Below are 18,925 nucleotides of genomic sequence, written 5' to 3'. Positions count from 1 at the left end.
TGTCATCAAAGACGGTAGCTGGTACTCATACCAGCTGCATCATACAAAGTAATAGGAATATAATTCTTTAACTGAAATTTTGAAGTTAATCTTATTTGGGCAGTAATACTCTATCGATAACATGTACTACGCCGTTATTAGCAGCAATATCGGTTTTTATGATATTGGTAGTACGACCATTTTCATCCATCAATTTACCCTGATTGGTGACCATCAGAGTATCTTTACTGAACATAGTAATATTGCCCGGTTTAACGTCTTTCGCATATACTGGCGCAGCACCGTTAATCACGTGATAGCCTAAAATCTTAGTCAATAGTAGCTTGTTAGCAAATAGTTGTGCTTTGCTCATGCCTGTTTCTTGCAGGACTTGTACAAATGCGGCATTGGTCGGCGCAAATATTGTATAGTTTGCATTCGGGTTAGACAAAGCACCCGCCAAATCTGCCGCTACGACGGCTTCGACCAGTAGCGAGAAGTCAGGATTACTTTGGGCAACTTGTACCACATTCATTTTTGCCATAGATTGACTGTGCATAGGTGCTTTCGTCGCTGCGCTTTTGCTTGGCATCATATTATTACAAGCACTTAAACCAGCGATTGAGAGTGCTAATGTACCGATGGTAGCAATTTTAGTAAGCTTCATAACATTATCCTTAATGATTGAGTATTTATTGACTGTTCTATAACTGTCTTGCAGATTAGATCGTCTTCCCTTATAGCAAATACTGGCGCTAATAATAGTAATAAATGCCAAGTGTCATTGAATACAACTATTAACATTTACTAGTAAGTATTGCTTATGAAACGCCAATCCTTCTGAAATTAAATTAACATATAACCAAGCTTTATCAATTCCTCTTTACGCAACTTTTTGTAGTACAGTGTAAACTCTGTCTGACTTTTAAGCACAATCGTTGTGCTTTCATTTATAGAAACAAAGCTTTATGTAATCTTTAAACGAAATGATATTCATTTGTTCCTAATCATTTAATGCCATAAACTTTGAACATCATGCTCACTCAATCAACAGGCAGATTTTTTGTCTAGCATATTGCCAAAGAGGAATAAGTACTGTCCCACGTGAGGTATGATTTTCATGCTAGAATAATGCGGATTTGCCCACGCCTTTTATGAATGTTGCACGCTATTTATTATTCTTATTCTTATTACTTCCCCTTTTATAACATTGACGATATAAGCAGCGCTCCTATGACTCAAACGATGACTTCTCAATCTGATCTTACTTCTAGTCCATCATCCGCTGATGACTTTATTTTAACGCCACCTGCCGTGTTTCCTTATAAAGAGCAGCAACTGACGGCACGTGCACGTATCACCGAGCAAATGGCATCACGCATCTTGATGTTAGATGGGGCGATGGGTACACAGATTCAGACCTATAAATTAGAAGAAGCAGATTATCGTGGTGAGCGTTTTGCCGATATCAATCAAGACGTACGCGGTAACAATGATTTATTGGTACTGACACAGCCGCACATGATTAAAGACATTCATCACGATCATCTGCTAGCTGGTGCCGATATTATCGAGACCAATACCTTTAACGGTACGCGTCTGTCGATGGCTGACTACGATATGCAGTATCTAGTGCCTGAGCTGAATAAGACAGCAGCCAAGATTGCCCGTCAAGCGGCGGATGAATTTACGGCAAAAACGCTTGAGAAACCGCGTTTTGTCGCTGGTGTCGTAGGGCCAACTTCACGCACGTGCTCGCTATCACCGGACGTCAATGACCCAGCTTTTCGTAACATTACCTTTGACGAATTGGTACTAAATTACCGTGAAGCAACTTTATGCCTGATAGAAGGTGGTGTTGATCTCATCCTCATCGAAACAATATTTGATACGCTAAATGCCAAGGCAGCGATATTTGCCATCACAGGCGTGTTTGATGACATTGGTTTTGAGCTACCAATTATGATTTCGGGAACGATTACCGATGCCTCAGGTCGAACGCTATCAGGTCAAACCGCTGAAGCCTTTTATAATTCAATCCGCCATGCCAAGCCATTATCGGTTGGCTTTAACTGTGCGCTTGGTGCTGATGCGCTGCGTCCGCATATTCAAACACTGTCGAACATTGCTAATACCTATGTGTCAGCGCATCCGAACGCAGGTCTGCCCAACGAGTTTGGTGAATATGATGAAACAGCCGAACAAACCGCTGCCCTACTCGAAGGCTTTGCCAAAGCAGGCATCTTAAACATCGTTGGTGGCTGTTGTGGTACGACGCCTGAGCATATCCGCCAAATCGCTAAAATGGTGGCAAATTATCCACCGCGCGTGATTCCTGAAATCGCTCCTGCCTGCCGTTTGTCAGGTCTTGAGCCATTTACTATTAATTCTGATAGCTTGTTTGTCAACGTCGGTGAACGTACCAACGTCACAGGCTCTAAAAAGTTTTTACGCTTGATTAAAACCGAAGCCTACACCGAAGCGCTCGATGTGGCACGCGATCAGGTCGAAGGCGGCGCGCAAATCGTCGATATCAACATGGATGAGGGTATGCTCGACTCCAAGCAAGCGATGATTCATTTCGTCAACTTGGTGTCTGGTGAACCTGATATCAGCCGCGTACCGCTGATGATTGACTCGTCTAAATGGGACATCATCGAAGAAGGCCTTAAGCGTATCCAAGGCAAATCCGTTGTCAACTCTATCTCATTAAAAGAAGGTCATGCTGAGTTCGTTGAGCGTGCCAAGCTTTGTATGCGCTACGGTGCCGCTGTTATTGTCATGGCATTTGATGAAGACGGCCAAGCCGATACTTACGAGCGTAAGATCCAGATTTGTCAACGCAGCTATGATGTGTTGGTCAACGAAGTTGGTTTCCCATCAGAAGACATTATTTTTGACCCGAACATTTTTGCCGTTGCCACTGGTATCACTGAGCACAATAATTATGGTGCGGACTTTATCAACGCCACCAAATGGATTACCGATAACTTGCCCAATGCAATGGTATCGGGTGGTGTCTCTAACGTGTCGTTTAGTTTCCGTGGTAACCCTATTCGTGAAGCCATCAACTCCGTATTCCTTTATCATGCGATTCAGAATGGTCTGACGATGGGTATCGTCAATCCTGCCATGCTTGAACTGTACGATGATATTCCAAAGGAAGCTCGTGACGCCATCGAAGATGTGATGCTCAACCGCAACCAAGGTGAGAGCGGTCAAGATGCCACCGAACGTCTGATGACTGTGGCTGAGAACTACCAAAACGGTGGTAAGAAAAAAGACAGCACCGTTGATATGAGCTGGCGCGAAGGCACGGTAGAAGAACGCATCGCCCATGCACTGGTCAAAGGCATCACGACCTTTATCGAAGCGGATACCAAAGAAGCATGGGAGAAATACCCCAAGCCGCTAGAAGTCATCGAAGGGCCATTGATGGACGGGATGAATATCGTCGGTGACTTATTTGGTGCCGGTAAAATGTTCTTACCACAAGTGGTCAAATCAGCTCGCGTAATGAAACAGTCAGTCGCGTGGCTAAATCCGTATATCGAAGCAGAAAAAGTCGAGGGTGAAAAGAAAGGCAAAATCCTCATGGCAACTGTCAAAGGCGACGTCCACGATATCGGCAAAAATATCGTCGGCGTGGTGCTAGGCTGTAACGGTTATGATATCGTTGATCTGGGCGTCATGGTGCCGTGTGAAAAAATCCTCGATACCGCTATCGCAGAAGAAGTCGATATCATTGGCTTATCAGGTCTGATTACCCCAAGTCTCGATGAGATGGTCTATGTCGCCAAACAAATGCAAGAGCGCGGCATGACGCTACCCTTGATGATTGGCGGTGCAACGACCTCCAAAGCGCATACAGCGGTCAAAGTCGAGCCACAATACCAAAATGATGCCGTCATCTATGTATCTGATGCCTCACGTTCAGTCGGTGTAGTCACCAAACTGCTCTCCAAAGAATACCGTCAAGCGCTTATCGATGAAACTCGCGAAGAGTATGTCAAAGTACGTGAACGCCTTGCTAAGCGTCAACCAAAAGCGGCGAAGGTCACGTATGCCGAATCGGTCAAGATTGGCTTTCAGTATGATTGGGAAAGCTATGTGCCACCAGTCCCCAATAAGCTGGGGCAAGTGATATTTGACGACTATCCAATCGCTAAGCTGCTGCCTTATATCGACTGGACACCATTCTTTATCTCTTGGGGTCTGGTCGGTAAGTATCCAAAGATATTGCAAGACGATGTGGTCGGCGAAGCGGCACGCGATCTGTTCGATAATGCCAATGAGCTGATGCAAAAGATGATTGATGAAAAATTAATCGTCGCTAAAGGGGTGTTCAAACTTATGCCAGCTCGCCGTACGGGTGCCGATACCGTTACTGTCTATGACCGTACTACTAAAGGCGGCGCAGCAGAATATCAATTCGAGCACTTACGTCAGCAAAGCGATAAAGCCAGTGGCAAGCCGAACTTTAGCTTGGCAGACTTTATCTCACCATCAGAGACACATACTGACCATTTGGGCGGCTTTACCGTTTCTATCGTCGGTACAGAAGCACTGGCTGAAAAGTACAAAGCAGCAGGTGATGACTATAATGCGATCATGGTACAGGCATTATCTGATCGCTTAGCAGAAGCCTTTGCCGAGCATCTACACGAGCTCATCCGTAAAGAGTATTGGGGTTACCAGCCGACTGAATCACTCACCAATGATGAGATGATTAAAGAGAAATATGTCGGCATCCGCCCTGCACCTGGCTACCCTGCCTGCCCTGAGCATACCGAAAAAGGCAAATTGTTTGATTGGCTCGGTACGGTAGATGCGATTGGTACAACGCTAACCGAAAGCTATGCAATGTGGCCTGCGTCATCGGTCAGCGGATTTTATTACTCGCATCCTGATAGTGAATATTTCAACGTCGGTAAAATCAGCCGTGATCAGTTAGAAAGTTATGCTGAGCGTAAAGGCTGGGATATGAAAACGGCTGAGAAGTGGTTAAATCCGAATTTGTAGTCGATTGGCTAATCAAGTTATAGAAACCTGATAGTTATTCTTTGGCTTACTCATTTAATATGAGTAAGCCATTTTTTATGGCATTCTATTTTGCCTACCATCAGCAAACTTATCGCTACGTTAATAGCAAAATACTTTCATCATTTGCTAACAATAACCATGCTAGATTATTGTCTATTCTATTATTATTATCTTTGTGAGACAGGCTATGAATCAGATTGCATTACTTTCTAGTTGGATTGGCAAAACCTTTGCAATCTGGGCACTGGTCAGTGCTGTTTTGGGATTTATTTTTCCTGAATTCTTTGCCTCGTTGGCTTTTTTGATCGTTCCCATACTTGGCATCATTATGTTTGGGATGGGCATGACGCTCAAGACTGAAGATTTCCTAGAGATTGTCAAACGACCTAAACCTGTACTGGTAGGATTGTTGGCACAGTTCACGCTCATGCCGTTGATCGCTTACCTATTAACGGTCATTTTCAACCTTGATCCTTTAATCGCGGTCGGTGTCATCTTGGTTGGCTGTTGCCCTGGCGGTACGTCTAGTAATGTGATTACGTTCTTAGCCAAAGGTGATGTGGCATTGAGTGTGGCGATTACCTCTATCTCTACCCTACTTGCACCTTTTCTGACCCCTATTCTGCTCAGTGTTTTTGCGGGTCAGCTGATTGATATCGATTTGGCCAGTATGATGATAACCATTACAAAAATCGTAATCTTGCCCATATTGCTAGGTGTTATCTTTCATAAATTTTTGGGTAAAAAAATCGATTTCGTCACCGAGGTATTACCAATGGTATCGGTATTGGGTATTTCCATTATTATAGCGGCGGTGGTTGCCGTGTCTAAAGCGACTATTCTAGACAGCGGTGCTATCGTGTTTATCGTGGTTGCCTTACATAATATTACCGGTTATGCCTTGGGGTATTTGATCGCCCGTTTGTCTGGCTTTACGGAGAGACAACGCCGCGCGATTATGATAGAAGTGGGCATGCAAAACTCTGGTCTGGGCGCTGCCCTTGCGGCAACTTATTTCAACCCTGTCGCGGCCTTACCTAGCGCAATCTTTAGTGTATGGCATAACTTTAGTGGTGCGTTAGTTGCGAATATCTTTGCTAAAAAAGATGCTAAGTGAGTGTTTGTTTTATAAGTTGCGGCCTTATTATAAATACTTTAAATTTGATAAAAATATTTAAGATTAGTTGGATAAATAATATTGATATTAGAGTACAAAAAACTCTGGAAAACGTTTAAACTCGAATTAGCAAACAGTTCATTTTCTTCTTGCTCTTACTATAAATTTTAGGTATAATGCGCTCAACAGCACCGCCACCTCTACTTACTGAGCATGTCTCGATAAGAAATGTGGCGGTCTTCTTTTGTCTCAATACTTTACAAGTTCCAATCTTCCCAACTTTTTAATCCCATGTCTTCCTCAGAAATCGCTTCATTGGCAACTATTGGAAAGTTCAAGAGTAATAACTCAACTCGCTTATCCCATGTTGCACGTGGATTTATAATACTTAGAAAATGCTTCATAAGACATAAGTAGAAAAATATCTTCCTTCTATCTAAGTCATGCCAAGGTTTTATATCTTTTGATTTTTTAGCTGGCTTAGGTATATTAGTGTTCCATAGTCTAGAGTGGTGAGCACAAATATTCCGGACGATATTTAATGAATGTATCCAACTCGTAAATACATCCTCACTAGTTTCATATTTTTCTGCAATTTGCTGACGATGCTTATATTTAAGTCCTGAATACAGTATAGATATAGAACCAAAATCAATTACCTCTACTGCTACCCAGATAGGTATGCCATTGTAATATTGAAGATGATGCTGAATTAATGCCTGTTTCTTGGAACGCTTGATTTGTTGATGATAACGCTCTAACCAAATTTCATGTTTAGATTTACCAAGACGTTTATCATATCTTGTAAAATCTCCATCTAAGAATTTTCCATACAAATGAGCTTGAGGGTCTGAACGACCCAATAGATACGCAACTTCAGTTCTAATAGCCATTTCAATACGCTCTAACGCATCTAGGCATATCAATCTCAACTTTTTGTCAAACTGATAAATATTTAACACATCATTGAAACATGTATTTTCTACGAAGAAATCATCTCGTTTTTTATGACTAATTGGCAAACGAAAAGGATACCAGTAGCCACTTAAACGGTAATAACCTATGCATGAAAGATAATGTTTGGAACGTTCAAAATCCTCAATAACTAATCCTCTACTTTGCAAAATATTTAACTGTTGCTCAAAAGTATTCCAAATTTTTAGAGAGCGTTTTTCATTAGTGTGAGATGACATATTGAGACCCAATCTTAGAGTAGATTAATTTTTTGGCTTTTAAAAAGTAGATAATCACTTAGTTACTCTTACCTTTTCACCTCGCCGACACCGCTCAGAACAATAAATCACCTGCTCCCAATCCTTCTCCCACTTTTTACGCCACGTAAACGGGCGCTGGCAGACGGGGCAAGTTTTTTGCGGTAAGTTTACTTTTTTATGTGCCATCATATGCCCCCTTGTGCCGTATATCTAATATCTATGGTTAATGCCTAGTTATCTTCTTTTTGATGATCTAGCCCTTCATACTTTTTAACGCGGCGGCATTGGTCGGAGCAATAGACCATGCTCTCCCAGTTTTTATCCAACTTTTTAGTCCAGCTAAACTCACGCTCGCAGACAGGGCAAAGTTTTTTGCGAACGTTCTTCTTTTTGTGCGCCATAATTTTCTCATTGGTTTGATATAGTCGATTCACTACCATCGGATACGGTGTCAAGCTCGCTTCACCTACTGTTTGTAGCAACTTTACTCGCCGTCATTGTATCCAAAGTAGCTGTTGCCGACTATATTACCACTGTCTCTTAAATCATAAGCCCTATTTATAGTGCTATTCATAAGTGCAAGTCATCAGCATTGCTCATAAGCCTTAATAATTAAGCATTAACGCTTAATCGTTAGCCATCAATCATAGCTGTTAACCAGTAGTGACTAATCATCAGCTATTAATCAGTAGTTATTAATCATAATCATCAAAGATTTTATTAAGTCTGTTGAGGCTATTAACGATGAGCTTGCCAGATTGATCGGTACTGGTATCAATCGCCAGCTTCTCATCCATCCGCATCGTCAGCGGTGCAAGCGCCTCTTTTAATGCGTTTGCCATAAGTGCGGTCTGCTGAGTGATGTCAGGCGCATCGCTATCTACGGTTTGATGCTCTTCATTCTTAATCAGGCTCTCAGTCAGACTACTAGACAAGCTATTCGCCATTTTCTGTGCTAGCTCTTCAACGGCATTGACCAGCTGCACCATCAGTGCTTTTTGTACGTCTTGGTTTTCCTTAAGATACTCGCCTTCTGCCTTTTCAGCATTGTGATCATGCTTATATATTTGCATCAGCTGATTCAGACTTTTCTCAAAGCCATTATCGATACTGTCACTGACGACTTTGGCATTGTTGATCACGCTATCGGCAAGGATTTTCTGTGCCTCTAATTGGCCGTTTAGCTGCGCATCGAGTTGCGCTTGTTGTCCTGCCTCTCGTAAGCGAGCGAGTTGCTCAGGATCATTTTTCGTCAAGTATTTTTCAAACTGGCTACTGATGGCATTGAAGCCACTGGCCAAGTCGACCAACTGCGCAACGATACGCGCGCCCGTGTCGCCATCTTCACCGCCCATGGCTTTGTTACGTAAGAAGTCAGCTTTGATTTGCGCCCAGCGATCTGTTTCTGCTTCGGTCAATACACCGCGCATCTCGCCAAGCTTGAGCAAGTTACTCTCTGCCCCTTGGGTCAATAGCTGTGACTCGCCCAGATAGTGATCATCTATCAGCTGATTCAGCTCGCTCTTATTCATGACCGCCGACAGCTTTTCGGTCATCTTGTTCATATTACGATAACTGCCCTGTAGCTTAAATATCGGTTCAACACGATACTTATCATCTTGCGAGGCCGAGGCAATATACGCTTGGTTGACGTCTAGAATGACCTCTTGCACCCTAAACATATGACGCAAGATCGCGACAATCTCATTAATCTCTGAAGTGCTATATGGATACGTCAAATCACCGCTTTGGGCTTGGGCGAGATTCGCATTGTCCGCTTTCGCCATTTTAATGAGACGATGGACATCCGCTAAATCACGGTTGGCTAGTGGTGCGAGGACAGTATTAGAAGTTAGAGAGTTTTCGATATAACTGAGCGCAAACACTTCTTCCATGCCGCTCATGATATCGCCTAAGTTGTAGATATCGGCACGGTTGGCGAGCATGTCTGGCACTTTAAAGGCTTCGCCGCTCTCGGTATATGGGTTACCTGCCATGACCACGCAGAACTTTTTGCCACGCATGTCATAAGTTTTGGTTTTATCTTGCCAAACACCATCGATACGGCGCGTACCATCACCGAGTGAGATAAACTTCTGCAAGAACTCCGCATGTGTGTGCTGAATATCATCAAGATAGAGCATGACATTATTTCCCATCTCAAAAGCTAAGTTGATTTTATTCAGCTCTTCTCGTGCGGTGGCATTGGGCGCTTTTTCGGGATCTAAAGACGTTACGTCGTGACCAAGTGACGGACAGTTAATCTTCATAAAGATTAAACCCAAACGGTTTGCCACGTACTCCATCAAAGTGGTTTTACCATACCCTGGTGGCGATATCATCATGAGAATACCCATCAAATCGGTACGCTTATCTTCACCAACCGTGCCCATCTGTTTGGCAAGATTGTCACCGATGAGTGGTAGATAACTCTCATTAATCAGACGGTTACGCACAAATGAGGACAATGGACGCGGCATAAACTCATCCAGTCGCAACGTCTCCTTTGACTCATGTAAAATCTCTGAGCGCATGGCCAGATAACGTCTATACGCAGGGATAACTTGAGTATCATGATGATGCAGACGATTTAAAAAATCATCGACGGCAAAGGTTAAAGTCTGCTGATGGATACGCGTATGCTCACCTAGCAAGTTATTAACCTGTATTTCAAGCGATACCTTACCCGTGCTACGCTCAAAGCTTTGCACTTGATTGAGCGGGTTATTAATACTGGTCAATGATGTCGTCGATGAAGCTGGCGACGAGGTGATTGAGGAAAATGATAAGGCAGATGGCGTGGTACTTGCGCTTGTACTGCCTGACCTTTTAACACCCATCCGTTTATCAAAGCTAGCACCTGAATCAATCAGGCGCTGTACCAAGGCTTCACGTTGGGCATCGTTCAATTGAGTAAGTAAAACGGCTATCGCCTCCGGCACATAATGACGGCCACTTTCTAAATGCTGCTTGCGTAGCGCGTTTTGTTCTTCAATCTCGGCCAGCTGAGTTTCGCTGAGCGCCTCACCTGCTTCGTTGGTGCCATCAGTCGCTACGTTAGCCGATTCATTCCCACCGTAAGTTTTCTCAAGTAATGCATGGAACCAGGTTGCCAATAGCTCATAGGCTGATTTGGGTTGGAATCCAAGCTTGCTAATAGAAGACTGTAGTTGATCAAAACTCACTGTCGCTTGCATACTGCCTGAAGCGCTATTTAGCGTTTGGCTTAGCTGTTCACACAACCGCTGCGCTTGTTGACTGGTTTGCCAATTTATTGTGATGTTTGCGCCTGCATTGGTTTCAGCCGACTGCCCCATCACGCTAACCAAATATTCGCAGGCAAGCTGGACATAGCTTGGTTTGAAGATATTAGCGCCTTTATCAACGCTAGCACCGGTATCACCACCAATATTGTCATCATTATGAGCGGCGACAAAGTCATGCATCACTTCGCTCATATCTTCAACTAGTAAAGACTTAGCCGTATCACTGCCCAAGGCACGGCGCAATTGCTCGGCGGTCGCAGCTCTATCCGTCCAGTTGCTCGCGCGCGTCAGCACGGACTCATTTAACCAAGCGTCATAACCGAACTGGCGTAAGCTATCTAAGCCCAGTGCTTGTACGATATTCAGCTGCCAATAGAATAACTGCGCCAAGGCACGTACTTGCGGGGTATAAATCAGCAGTCCTGCCTCGCGCAAAGTCGGCAGTATTTGCATCAGTAATAGCGTGGCATCATGGTCATGAATGCCTTTGTCATAGCCGAGCTGATAGCGAGGGGTCGCGTAAGCTTTGACCAGTTTGGACAAGGGGCTGTCATTATCAATATCGCCATTCACATCAAGGGTAATGACAGTCGCATCGTATGCTTGATATAGACGCGCTTCCGTCAAACCCTCTTGGCTGTTTTTGGCACTTTCGATAATGCTATACGCCAAGTACTCGGCGCGGTACACCTTGTCAGACTCGGAGGCGATATTCATGTCCCAGTACGGGCGCAAGGCGTTCAGCTCAGTATTATTGAGCACTTCATAATAGTCGGTACCCGTTAGATGCAAGTTCAGCACGCGCTTGCCATCTGACTGCTGACGACTCAATAAGGTCAAATCCAGCGGCTGAGTATTGACTGAAAAACGGTGCTTGCCCAGTTTGATGATTTGACCACCATCTTCAAACAAGTCCGACTTGTCTTTTAAGCTCTTATAGCTCTCGATTTGGATGGCTTTTAGGCGGGCATCGATGTCATCTGCTTTGACGCTAAAGCCCATCGCTTGCAGCTCTTTTGCGATGTTGCGGACTTTTTGCACCAGACCATCAGCAGCAAAGTAGGTATTTAATGCTTCCTCTTCTGTAAATCCCGTGACACCTGTGCTTTGCGTGCGTTTTTTAATACTCTCAAGCATCCGCAACGCACCATCACCTAAGTTTTGCGCTTTACGGTTGCGAGCATCAAGCAATTGCTGCTTATGGTTTTCAAAGGTCTCGTAAATCTCTTCACGCTTGCTGATGATGTCGGCTAAAAACTGATCGCCGCTGTTGGTCTCTGGATCAGCGAACTGACTCTCCAACTCTTCCAACTGTACTAGCAATTTTGCCATTTGCTCATCTGATTTCTCAGGGGTATTGGCAATGGATAAGGCGTTGGCAATAGATTGCCCAAACAGCTTAAACTGCGCACCAAATTGCGCCACGGCCTCCGCTGATCCTAGATTTTTGCGTTTATGATTGAGCTTGGCTTTGCTCTGGTTTAGGCTCGCATAAATGGTCGATATGTCATCGATAATTTGAGTACGTACCGTGGCATCGGCCACATCCAACGTGCCTAATAGCTCAGTTAGCAGATCTAACCCTTGCACTGTCTCATCGATTTTTTCTAGTACAGGTTTTAGCTCAGCATTGGTTTCTGCGGTGTTTAAGCGCTCACTGACATCGACCAATATGCCTTCGTAACTTGAAAGCGCCTCTTCACCACTTAAAAACAGCACGGTTTTTTCAGCCAGTTCACTTTCGGCTTCTTCTAACTGCGTCTGCAATGCTTGTAACTTATCAGCATCCAGATAACGCAAATCTTCCAAGCTTACCAAACGGCCTTTTTGGCGTCTTAACGCTGACAACTGATCGACATAATCACTGGCAGACTCAAAGCTAGTGACGCGTATCTGCCGCAAAATCTCACTTTGCTGCGTATCCGCATCGGCTAGCGCAGTTTGGGTTTGCTTTTGGATACTTTGTACTTTGGCGAACTCATCAATCACCAGCTCAGCCGTGGCTGTCACTTCTTTAATACTACTGGCGACTTCGCTCAGTTCAGGCTCAGACAACCAATAATAGCTATCAAAGAGTCGGCTGGTATTATTGGTAAGCTCTTCATAGAGCTTTTGAGAGACGCTTTGATTATCAATCAGGCGAGTAATGCTATACAGATCTGAAATACCGCGCACCAATTCTTTATTACCGATTTTGCCATAAAAACTCGTGCTCTCTGGCAGCTCACTCACATACTCGTGTGAGGCATAAGGCGTGTGCCATATCTGCATTGGATGAATACGAGATGGCTCACTTTGGTCACTAAACAGCACCAAACGGCCATTCTCAGCCAAGGCCATACCGTTGCAATAGATAGGGTTTGCCAATTGCTTTTTAATCAAGTTATAAGGAAACAGCCCCGTGACGCCCAAGTCTCTGTCGTAAAATAAGAATAAAACATCTTCACCATTCGGCGATACAATTTTACGCTTAAACCGTAAGTCAGTAGCGCCAACGTTATTGGCCTCGAATAGCTTATACTCACCCGTCTGTAGATAGTAACCACCCGGAAACATGATGCCGTGGTCTTCTGGTAGCTGAACACACGACTGTCCAATCGCATCCAAACGCAGCACCGCTTCGGTCAAGGTGTTATAAACGAAATAACGGTAGTCCTCTTCACGATAAGGCAATATTTTAAGCAGTATTAGACTGCCGACTTTGGCATACGCAATCTCGGCATCGGTAAGCGACTGGGTACGGTCATTGACTGGTTCGCTATAAATACCTTGACCGGACTGCGTATTGTCCTCAATCTTAATGGTCAAATCGCCACCGACCGTTTCCACGAATATCGTGTCTAAGATATTCATATGCGGATATTTGCCATTCACCATTTGATCGCGGGTGGTATCAATCCAGTCAAAATCATAAGCAGGCGGCAGTTCAATATCACGCTCGCCTCGGTTGTCCACATAAGCGACTTGCGCCGACTCTGGTGTGCCTTGGCTAAAATCTAACGCAAAGCGGAACACTCGAATATCGGTGATACGCTCGCCAATCTGAAACGCCAACAGCAATTTGCTGTCTTTCATCGTTATTTGAATCAGGCGTGTTTGCTTATAATATCGATACAGCTCATTAAAGTCTTGGACAAAGGCATCTTGAGCCAAAAAAGTCCCTTTTAGGTCTACTTCTTCGAGCTGATACTCTTCTTCATTACCAACTGGCTCGTTCAGACGATATAACGACAATACGTCTTTAATATTACTCGCACGTTTGAGCCCCATAAAAACGTTGTAGCCAAACAGCAGATAATCGCCGACCTGCACCATATCTTGTGCCACGCAGTTGTACTCGGTGCGAATACGAGTGCGAGCAATGACTTGCATCTGGGTACTGCCAAACTCTTCGAGACGCGCATTATTTAGTGTTGCCGTCTGCTGCTCTAAGCGGCTGCCTTGTTCGGTCAGACGTTTTTTGATGAGCTCATAAGCATTGCCCGAGGCAACTGCCTGATCGGTTTGGTTGGCTTGATTAGCGCTATTATTATCGTTGCTATTTGAGTTTTTTGAAGCTTGCGTATCCGCCATCGTTGCTCGTCCGTTTCTGTTTTTACATAATAAGAGAATTTTGGGCAATAGAGAAAATAAGGAAATATTAAGGCATTTGATAAAGAAGCACTTGGCTAATCTAAAAAAACGAGTCGTCACTGCTATTTTTTTAGATTAACCAACTCATCATGATTCGTCGTTCCGAATCACCCTGAGTTAGCAAAAAAATCTGCCGCCTACACGACAGATTTTTTATTTTAGAAAATATTACTCATTCATACTGTTAGATAAAAACTTGCTTACTAATACTTGCCCAATAACACTAGAGATTTAGACCCTATTAATAAGTCGTTTTATCATCATTTTTCTGGTTTGATTTTATGGCTTGACTGGCCATCACACCATTGATGATACCGCTCAAAGTGTCTGACTTACCCGCTAGGCCATCAATGGCTTTACCGATAGACAGTGACTTGGCAAAGTTATCAAAGAAATGCGCTTCACCGCCAACAATATCGATTTTGGCTTTCTGTAACGCAACTGCCAATACTTCAGCATTTTCTTTCGCAATCTCTTTACCAGCATCAATTGAGGCAAGCGCTTCTTGCAAGGCTGTCTCAAGACTCATGCGGAACTCTTCGTGCTCACGTGCCTCTTTGCTCATGCTACCCATGGCATTGAATTTCTCGACCAGACCATCTGCTTCGGCTTGGAAATGTGCGCGAGTAACTTCGGCTTTTGCCAATCCAACTTCGCGTTCTGCTTTGGCGTTTGACTCACCACGAGCCGCGATGACTTGAGCATCTGCCATGCCTTTTTCACGCTCAGCTCTGGCAGTAGATTCACCGCGAGCGGCGATGATTTCTGCATCGACCATACCGATATCACGTTCAGCTTTTGCCTTGGATTCACCGCGAGCCGCGATAACCTCAGCATCTGCCATGCCTTTTTCACGCTCTGATTGCGCTTCAGCTTGTCCAGTCGCTCTAATAATATTGGCTTTCGCAATGCCTTCTTTTTCCAAAGAAGCCGCTTTGACTTCTTGGATAGCTGCTTCAGCGAAGCCATGTGCCGACTCTTCTGCCTTGATACCTTCGGCCATTTTAATTTTGGCTTCTGAATCTTTGGCGGATGCTTCAAGATTAGCAGCAGCCAATGTGGTGATTTCGACGGCTTTGTGCTTGGCAGATAGCTCTTCTGCTTCGGCTTTTTTCACCTGACGTACTTTGATTTCTTCCGCATCGGCTTCTGCTGCTAGGACACGTGTCTGCTTAGAACGCTCAGCCTCGCTAATTTCGCGAACTTCTTTGATACGCTCTTCTTCTTGCGCAACGGTTTTGTCCACTGCGATACGTTCACGAATGACGTTGGCGATTTCTTTTTTCTCAAGCTCAATCGCGCGTTCAGCTTCGATACGTTGCAAGTCAACTTCACGCTCACGAGAGACAATTTCTAAATCACGAGCACGCGTGACTTTTTCTTCTTCGATGACGACTGCACGCAGACGATTTTGACCTGCTACTTCGATTTCACGCTGCTGATTCTCACGTTGAATCGCCAAATCCTGCTCAACCGAGATAACAGCCGTTTCAGACTTTTTACGCTCTTCTTCTTCAATCTTGCGGGTTTCAGCCGTTTCGCGTGCAATCACTGACGAGATTTCACGTTGCTGTTTGGCTTCGGCATCGGCTTGCTGACGCTCTAGCTCTAGCATTGCCTCTCTGGTTTCGACATTCTTTTTCTTAACCGCCAACTCTTCATCACGCTCAAGCTCGTTGGTGATGACGTTCTGAAAGGCCGTTAATTGCGTAATCTTTTTGATACCTTCAGCATCTAAGATATTACTTGAATCTAGTGACGCTTTTGGCGTTTGCTCTAAATAATCAATCGCCACATCTTCTAAGACATAGCCATTCAGATCGTTACCAATTTCTTGAACGATGCTGTCACGAAACTCGCTGCGGTTTTCAAACAGTTTGACGAAATCAATCTGCTTACCAACTGTTTTCAACGCTTCAGAGAACTTAGCATTAAACAGCTCGTTGACAGCGACTTTGTCTGACGCGCGCTCTACACCAACCGATTTAGCGACTTTTAGCACATCCTCTTCGGTCTCATTGACGCGTAAATAAAATGCCACGGTGATATCAGCACGCATGTTGTCTGCGCAAATCAAACCTTCTTTACCGCGTCTGTCCACTTCTAACGTGATGAGCGATATGCGCATCAATTCTTTTTTGTTGATGACTGGCCAAACAAAACCACCATCAAAACGTACGGCAATTTTACTCACACCGTTAATAATGAGTGCTTTGCCCTGCTCGACCTTAAAATAAAAGGCCTTGAGCATCAATAGTGCGACCATCATAAAAACAAACGCCAGCACTACAACCACGCCGACGATAATGAGTGTGTCCATATTCATTCCTTTAATTAAAACATTCCATAATCCATTCAATATAAATCAGATACGCTATCAGGCCTGCTAACTCTACTATCTATGGCACTGTTTATAGCAAGTGTGCTTTATAGCCCTGTCATTCGCCTTCGATATATCTGAATTACCTTGAACCGACTATAACCAAATTTAAAACGATTCGTGCTATTTCTAAAAACTTGCTATTTCTGACAATCAATCACTTCTAAAAACAATTAGTTGTATTCATACTTTTACAATATTTTTTTATCTTCGACGACAGCAACTCGATAGGTATTGGCTTCGTCTAAATACTCTATCAACATCACTCTATCGCCTTGTTTTAGCAAACCATCATTGGTGTCTGAACGAATCTTTAATATCAATCCTGCACCGCCATCATTTAGCTCTGCTTCGCCATGTTTATCTGTGACACTAAGCGTACGCACAACAGCGATCTTACCCACATTATTAGACGAATTACGTTTGGGAATTTTGGCGATATTTTTGCGAATCGGCGAAATAATAATACCTGTCAACCACATAGAGACGACCAATACGAAAATGAGCGCCCCTGTACCGAATAAATAATATAGAACGCCAGAATCGAAATATTGGTGTAAAAGGCTGGTATATAAATAGCTAAGCAACCAACCGATCAAGCTAATTAAGCTTAGTATGATGATTAAAGGGACACCGTAAAGACCAAATTTGAGCATGAGACCTGTAAAAAAACCAGTCGATGATAAGGTAGAGACATCAGCATCACCGCCTGACTCACCAAGGTCTACGCTATCCATATCTGCCATGCCGAGTAAAGACACAACCCAATATAAAGTGACGAACATCACAAGCCCCGTAAAAATAATCGTGGGATATAAACTGATTTTAGTGATAAAGACTAAAAAAGCTTCTTGCATTGCGCGTGTTCTCCTTTTGCTAACCTAACCTATTAGCTCAATGACTTGGTTATACAAATTGGTATTATGTGGATGATGCTCAATCGAATTAATGCTGCCAAGTTTACATTTTTTAAATCAACTTATGTTGCTTTATCAAGGATTATATATACATTCCACTACATAATACATAGGTTTTGCCTTTAGCGTCCCCATATCGGCGAGCGCACAACTCCGCCCACCTTACTGCCAATCGCATAACTTGTATTACCAGATAATGAGTGAATGACCAAGCTGCCGCCATTTTGACCGCCCACTTGTGAAAGCTTTGTCGGATAGACAGCATACTGTGCAGATGGTGACAGACGCGCTGGTTCATCAAGTCCAGTCTCTGCTAGATTGATAACTTGCCCTGTAGCCAGCGTCATAACGGCGGCCTTTCGACCATTGAGATAGGCCATACGCTGACCGTCCAAGCTTAGTTGCGGACTGGCGACATAGCCACTTGTTAGCACAGGCGCGGCACTAGCAGTCTCGAAGTTATAGCGATAGATACGTGGGCGTCCAGCGCGGACTTTATCACTGGTATAGACAAAGCTTTGCCCATCACTGGCGTAGCTTGGCTGTACCTCAGTGCTTGATAATGTAGTCAACTGTTTGGTATTACCGTCGCTCAGACGCATCTCATAGATATCAGCATTGCCGCCGACAGTTGAGCTATAGAGGAGTTTTTGCCCATCAGGTGAGAACGACGCTGACATATTGCTGCCTTCAGCATTTACCGCAAGGTTGCGGATGTTGCTTTTGCGATCATAGATATAAATCTTAGGATGCTGGCGCGGCGCTTGTTTACTATATGCCAGCAGTTGCCCATCAGCTGACCACGCTGGCGCATAAATATAACCATTAAGCTGATCGATTAACTGACGATCACTACCATCAGGACGAATGCTATAAAGCGTCGATATCTTTGCAGCTCCGATTCCTTGCTCCTCGACATAAGCAATGCGCCCTTGCCGATCTATCGCTGACATTTGCACCGTTAGTGGATTGCTCGCACTCATATTATTAGCAGGTGCTTGCATCGTTTTAGACATCGTACTAGGCAAGGTCTGACAACCCGTCAACAGAATAAAAGTCGTTAGTGCGGTGATATTACTTATCGTTCTTATATTGACAGATGATTTTGATACAAGCATTTTTGACATAAAATAACGTCCAATAAAGTGTTGATTATTGCGTACTGAGAATCTTGACAATCAAGGCTAAAAGATTGAGTGCATTAAAATATCCTAGCCTAAAGACTTTACTTAATAGCAAATGACAGTGTAGCGTAAACCATGCCAAATTTTGGACAAAAAAATACCCCACTAGATAGTGAGGCATTTTTAAAAGTACATCTGGCTTTTATAGAACATTGCTTTTATTCAACCTTGCTCTTAGCAAAGACTATTCAA

At 43.9% G+C, this 18,925-nt stretch carries 10 protein-coding genes; 2 read left to right on the top strand and 8 right to left on the bottom strand.

All coding sequences use genetic code 11. The features are described from left to right. Positions 1-91 precede the first annotated feature (91 nt). Positions 92-646: a fasciclin domain-containing protein gene (locus B2575_RS11765; RefSeq protein ID WP_296242231.1), complete on the bottom strand. Its 555-nt coding sequence runs from the start codon at positions 644-646 to the stop codon at positions 92-94. A gap of 566 nt (positions 647-1,212) precedes the next feature. On the opposite strand from B2575_RS11765, the gene metH reads away from it, so the two are divergent. Then, positions 1,213-5,001 carry a methionine synthase gene (gene metH, locus B2575_RS11760; RefSeq protein WP_296242229.1) on the top strand — a complete coding sequence of 1,263 codons (3,789 nt, stop codon included), beginning with the start codon at positions 1,213-1,215 and terminating at the stop codon, positions 4,999-5,001. Positions 5,002-5,209: 208 nt separating this feature from the next. Beyond that, positions 5,210-6,139: a bile acid:sodium symporter family protein gene (locus B2575_RS11755; RefSeq protein ID WP_296242228.1), complete on the top strand. Its 930-nt coding sequence runs from the start codon at positions 5,210-5,212 to the stop codon at positions 6,137-6,139. Between the two features lie 257 nt (positions 6,140-6,396). On the opposite strand, the gene B2575_RS11750 is transcribed toward B2575_RS11755, so the two are convergent. The 7 genes from B2575_RS11750 to B2575_RS11720 all read right to left on the bottom strand — a co-directional run bounded on the left by B2575_RS11750 (position 6,397) and on the right by B2575_RS11720 (position 18,676). Then, positions 6,397-7,332, bottom strand: a complete 936-nt coding sequence (locus B2575_RS11750) for an Abi family protein (protein ID WP_296242227.1) — start codon at positions 7,330-7,332, stop codon at positions 6,397-6,399. 54 nt (positions 7,333-7,386) lie between these two features. Further along, on the bottom strand, positions 7,387-7,539 hold the full coding sequence (locus B2575_RS11745; protein ID WP_193007892.1) for a DUF2256 domain-containing protein: 153 nt from the start codon (positions 7,537-7,539) through the stop codon (positions 7,387-7,389). A gap of 44 nt (positions 7,540-7,583) precedes the next feature. Further along, positions 7,584-7,835, bottom strand: coding sequence for a DUF2256 domain-containing protein (locus tag B2575_RS11740; RefSeq protein ID WP_226950249.1), 252 nt, complete (start codon positions 7,833-7,835; stop codon positions 7,584-7,586). A 213-nt stretch (positions 7,836-8,048) separates the two neighbouring features. Further along, on the bottom strand, positions 8,049-14,192 hold the full coding sequence (locus tag B2575_RS11735) for a DNA repair ATPase (protein WP_296242225.1): 6,144 nt from the start codon (positions 14,190-14,192) through the stop codon (positions 8,049-8,051). 301 nt (positions 14,193-14,493) lie between these two features. Beyond that, on the bottom strand, positions 14,494-16,572 hold the full coding sequence (locus B2575_RS11730) for a flotillin family protein (RefSeq protein WP_296242223.1): 2,079 nt from the start codon (positions 16,570-16,572) through the stop codon (positions 14,494-14,496). A 251-nt stretch (positions 16,573-16,823) separates the two neighbouring features. Continuing rightward, positions 16,824-17,489: an OB-fold-containig protein gene (locus tag B2575_RS11725; RefSeq protein ID WP_201540432.1), complete on the bottom strand. Its 666-nt coding sequence runs from the start codon at positions 17,487-17,489 to the stop codon at positions 16,824-16,826. A 182-nt stretch (positions 17,490-17,671) separates the two neighbouring features. Beyond that, on the bottom strand, positions 17,672-18,676 hold the full coding sequence (locus B2575_RS11720; protein ID WP_296242220.1) for a Xaa-Pro aminopeptidase: 1,005 nt from the start codon (positions 18,674-18,676) through the stop codon (positions 17,672-17,674). Positions 18,677-18,925: the final 249 nt, after the last annotated feature.

It is taken from the genome of Psychrobacter sp. UBA6739, from assembly GCF_002453835.1.
Classification (GTDB): Bacteria; Pseudomonadota; Gammaproteobacteria; order Pseudomonadales; family Moraxellaceae; genus Psychrobacter; species Psychrobacter immobilis_A.
The sequence above is the reverse complement of the archived record's forward strand: the minus strand, read 5'-3'. Positions and strand labels throughout refer to the sequence as shown.

What these genes read in the sequence shown, in the direction of transcription:
- B2575_RS11765 (WP_296242231.1), bottom strand. Translation starts at nt 646, where the DNA reads ATGAAGCTTACTAAAATTGCTACCATCGGTACATTAGCACTCTCAATC.
- metH (WP_296242229.1), top strand. Translation starts at nt 1,213, where the DNA reads ATGACTCAAACGATGACTTCTCAATCTGATCTTACTTCTAGTCCATCA.
- B2575_RS11755 (WP_296242228.1), top strand. Translation starts at nt 5,210, where the DNA reads ATGAATCAGATTGCATTACTTTCTAGTTGGATTGGCAAAACCTTTGCA.
- B2575_RS11750 (WP_296242227.1), bottom strand. Translation starts at nt 7,332, where the DNA reads ATGTCATCTCACACTAATGAAAAACGCTCTCTAAAAATTTGGAATACT.
- B2575_RS11745 (WP_193007892.1), bottom strand. Translation starts at nt 7,539, where the DNA reads ATGGCACATAAAAAAGTAAACTTACCGCAAAAAACTTGCCCCGTCTGC.
- B2575_RS11735 (WP_296242225.1), bottom strand. Translation starts at nt 14,192, where the DNA reads ATGGCGGATACGCAAGCTTCAAAAAACTCAAATAGCAACGATAATAAT.
- B2575_RS11730 (WP_296242223.1), bottom strand. Translation starts at nt 16,572, where the DNA reads ATGGACACACTCATTATCGTCGGCGTGGTTGTAGTGCTGGCGTTTGTT.
- B2575_RS11725 (WP_201540432.1), bottom strand. Translation starts at nt 17,489, where the DNA reads ATGCAAGAAGCTTTTTTAGTCTTTATCACTAAAATCAGTTTATATCCC.
- B2575_RS11720 (WP_296242220.1), bottom strand. Translation starts at nt 18,676, where the DNA reads ATGTCAAAAATGCTTGTATCAAAATCATCTGTCAATATAAGAACGATA.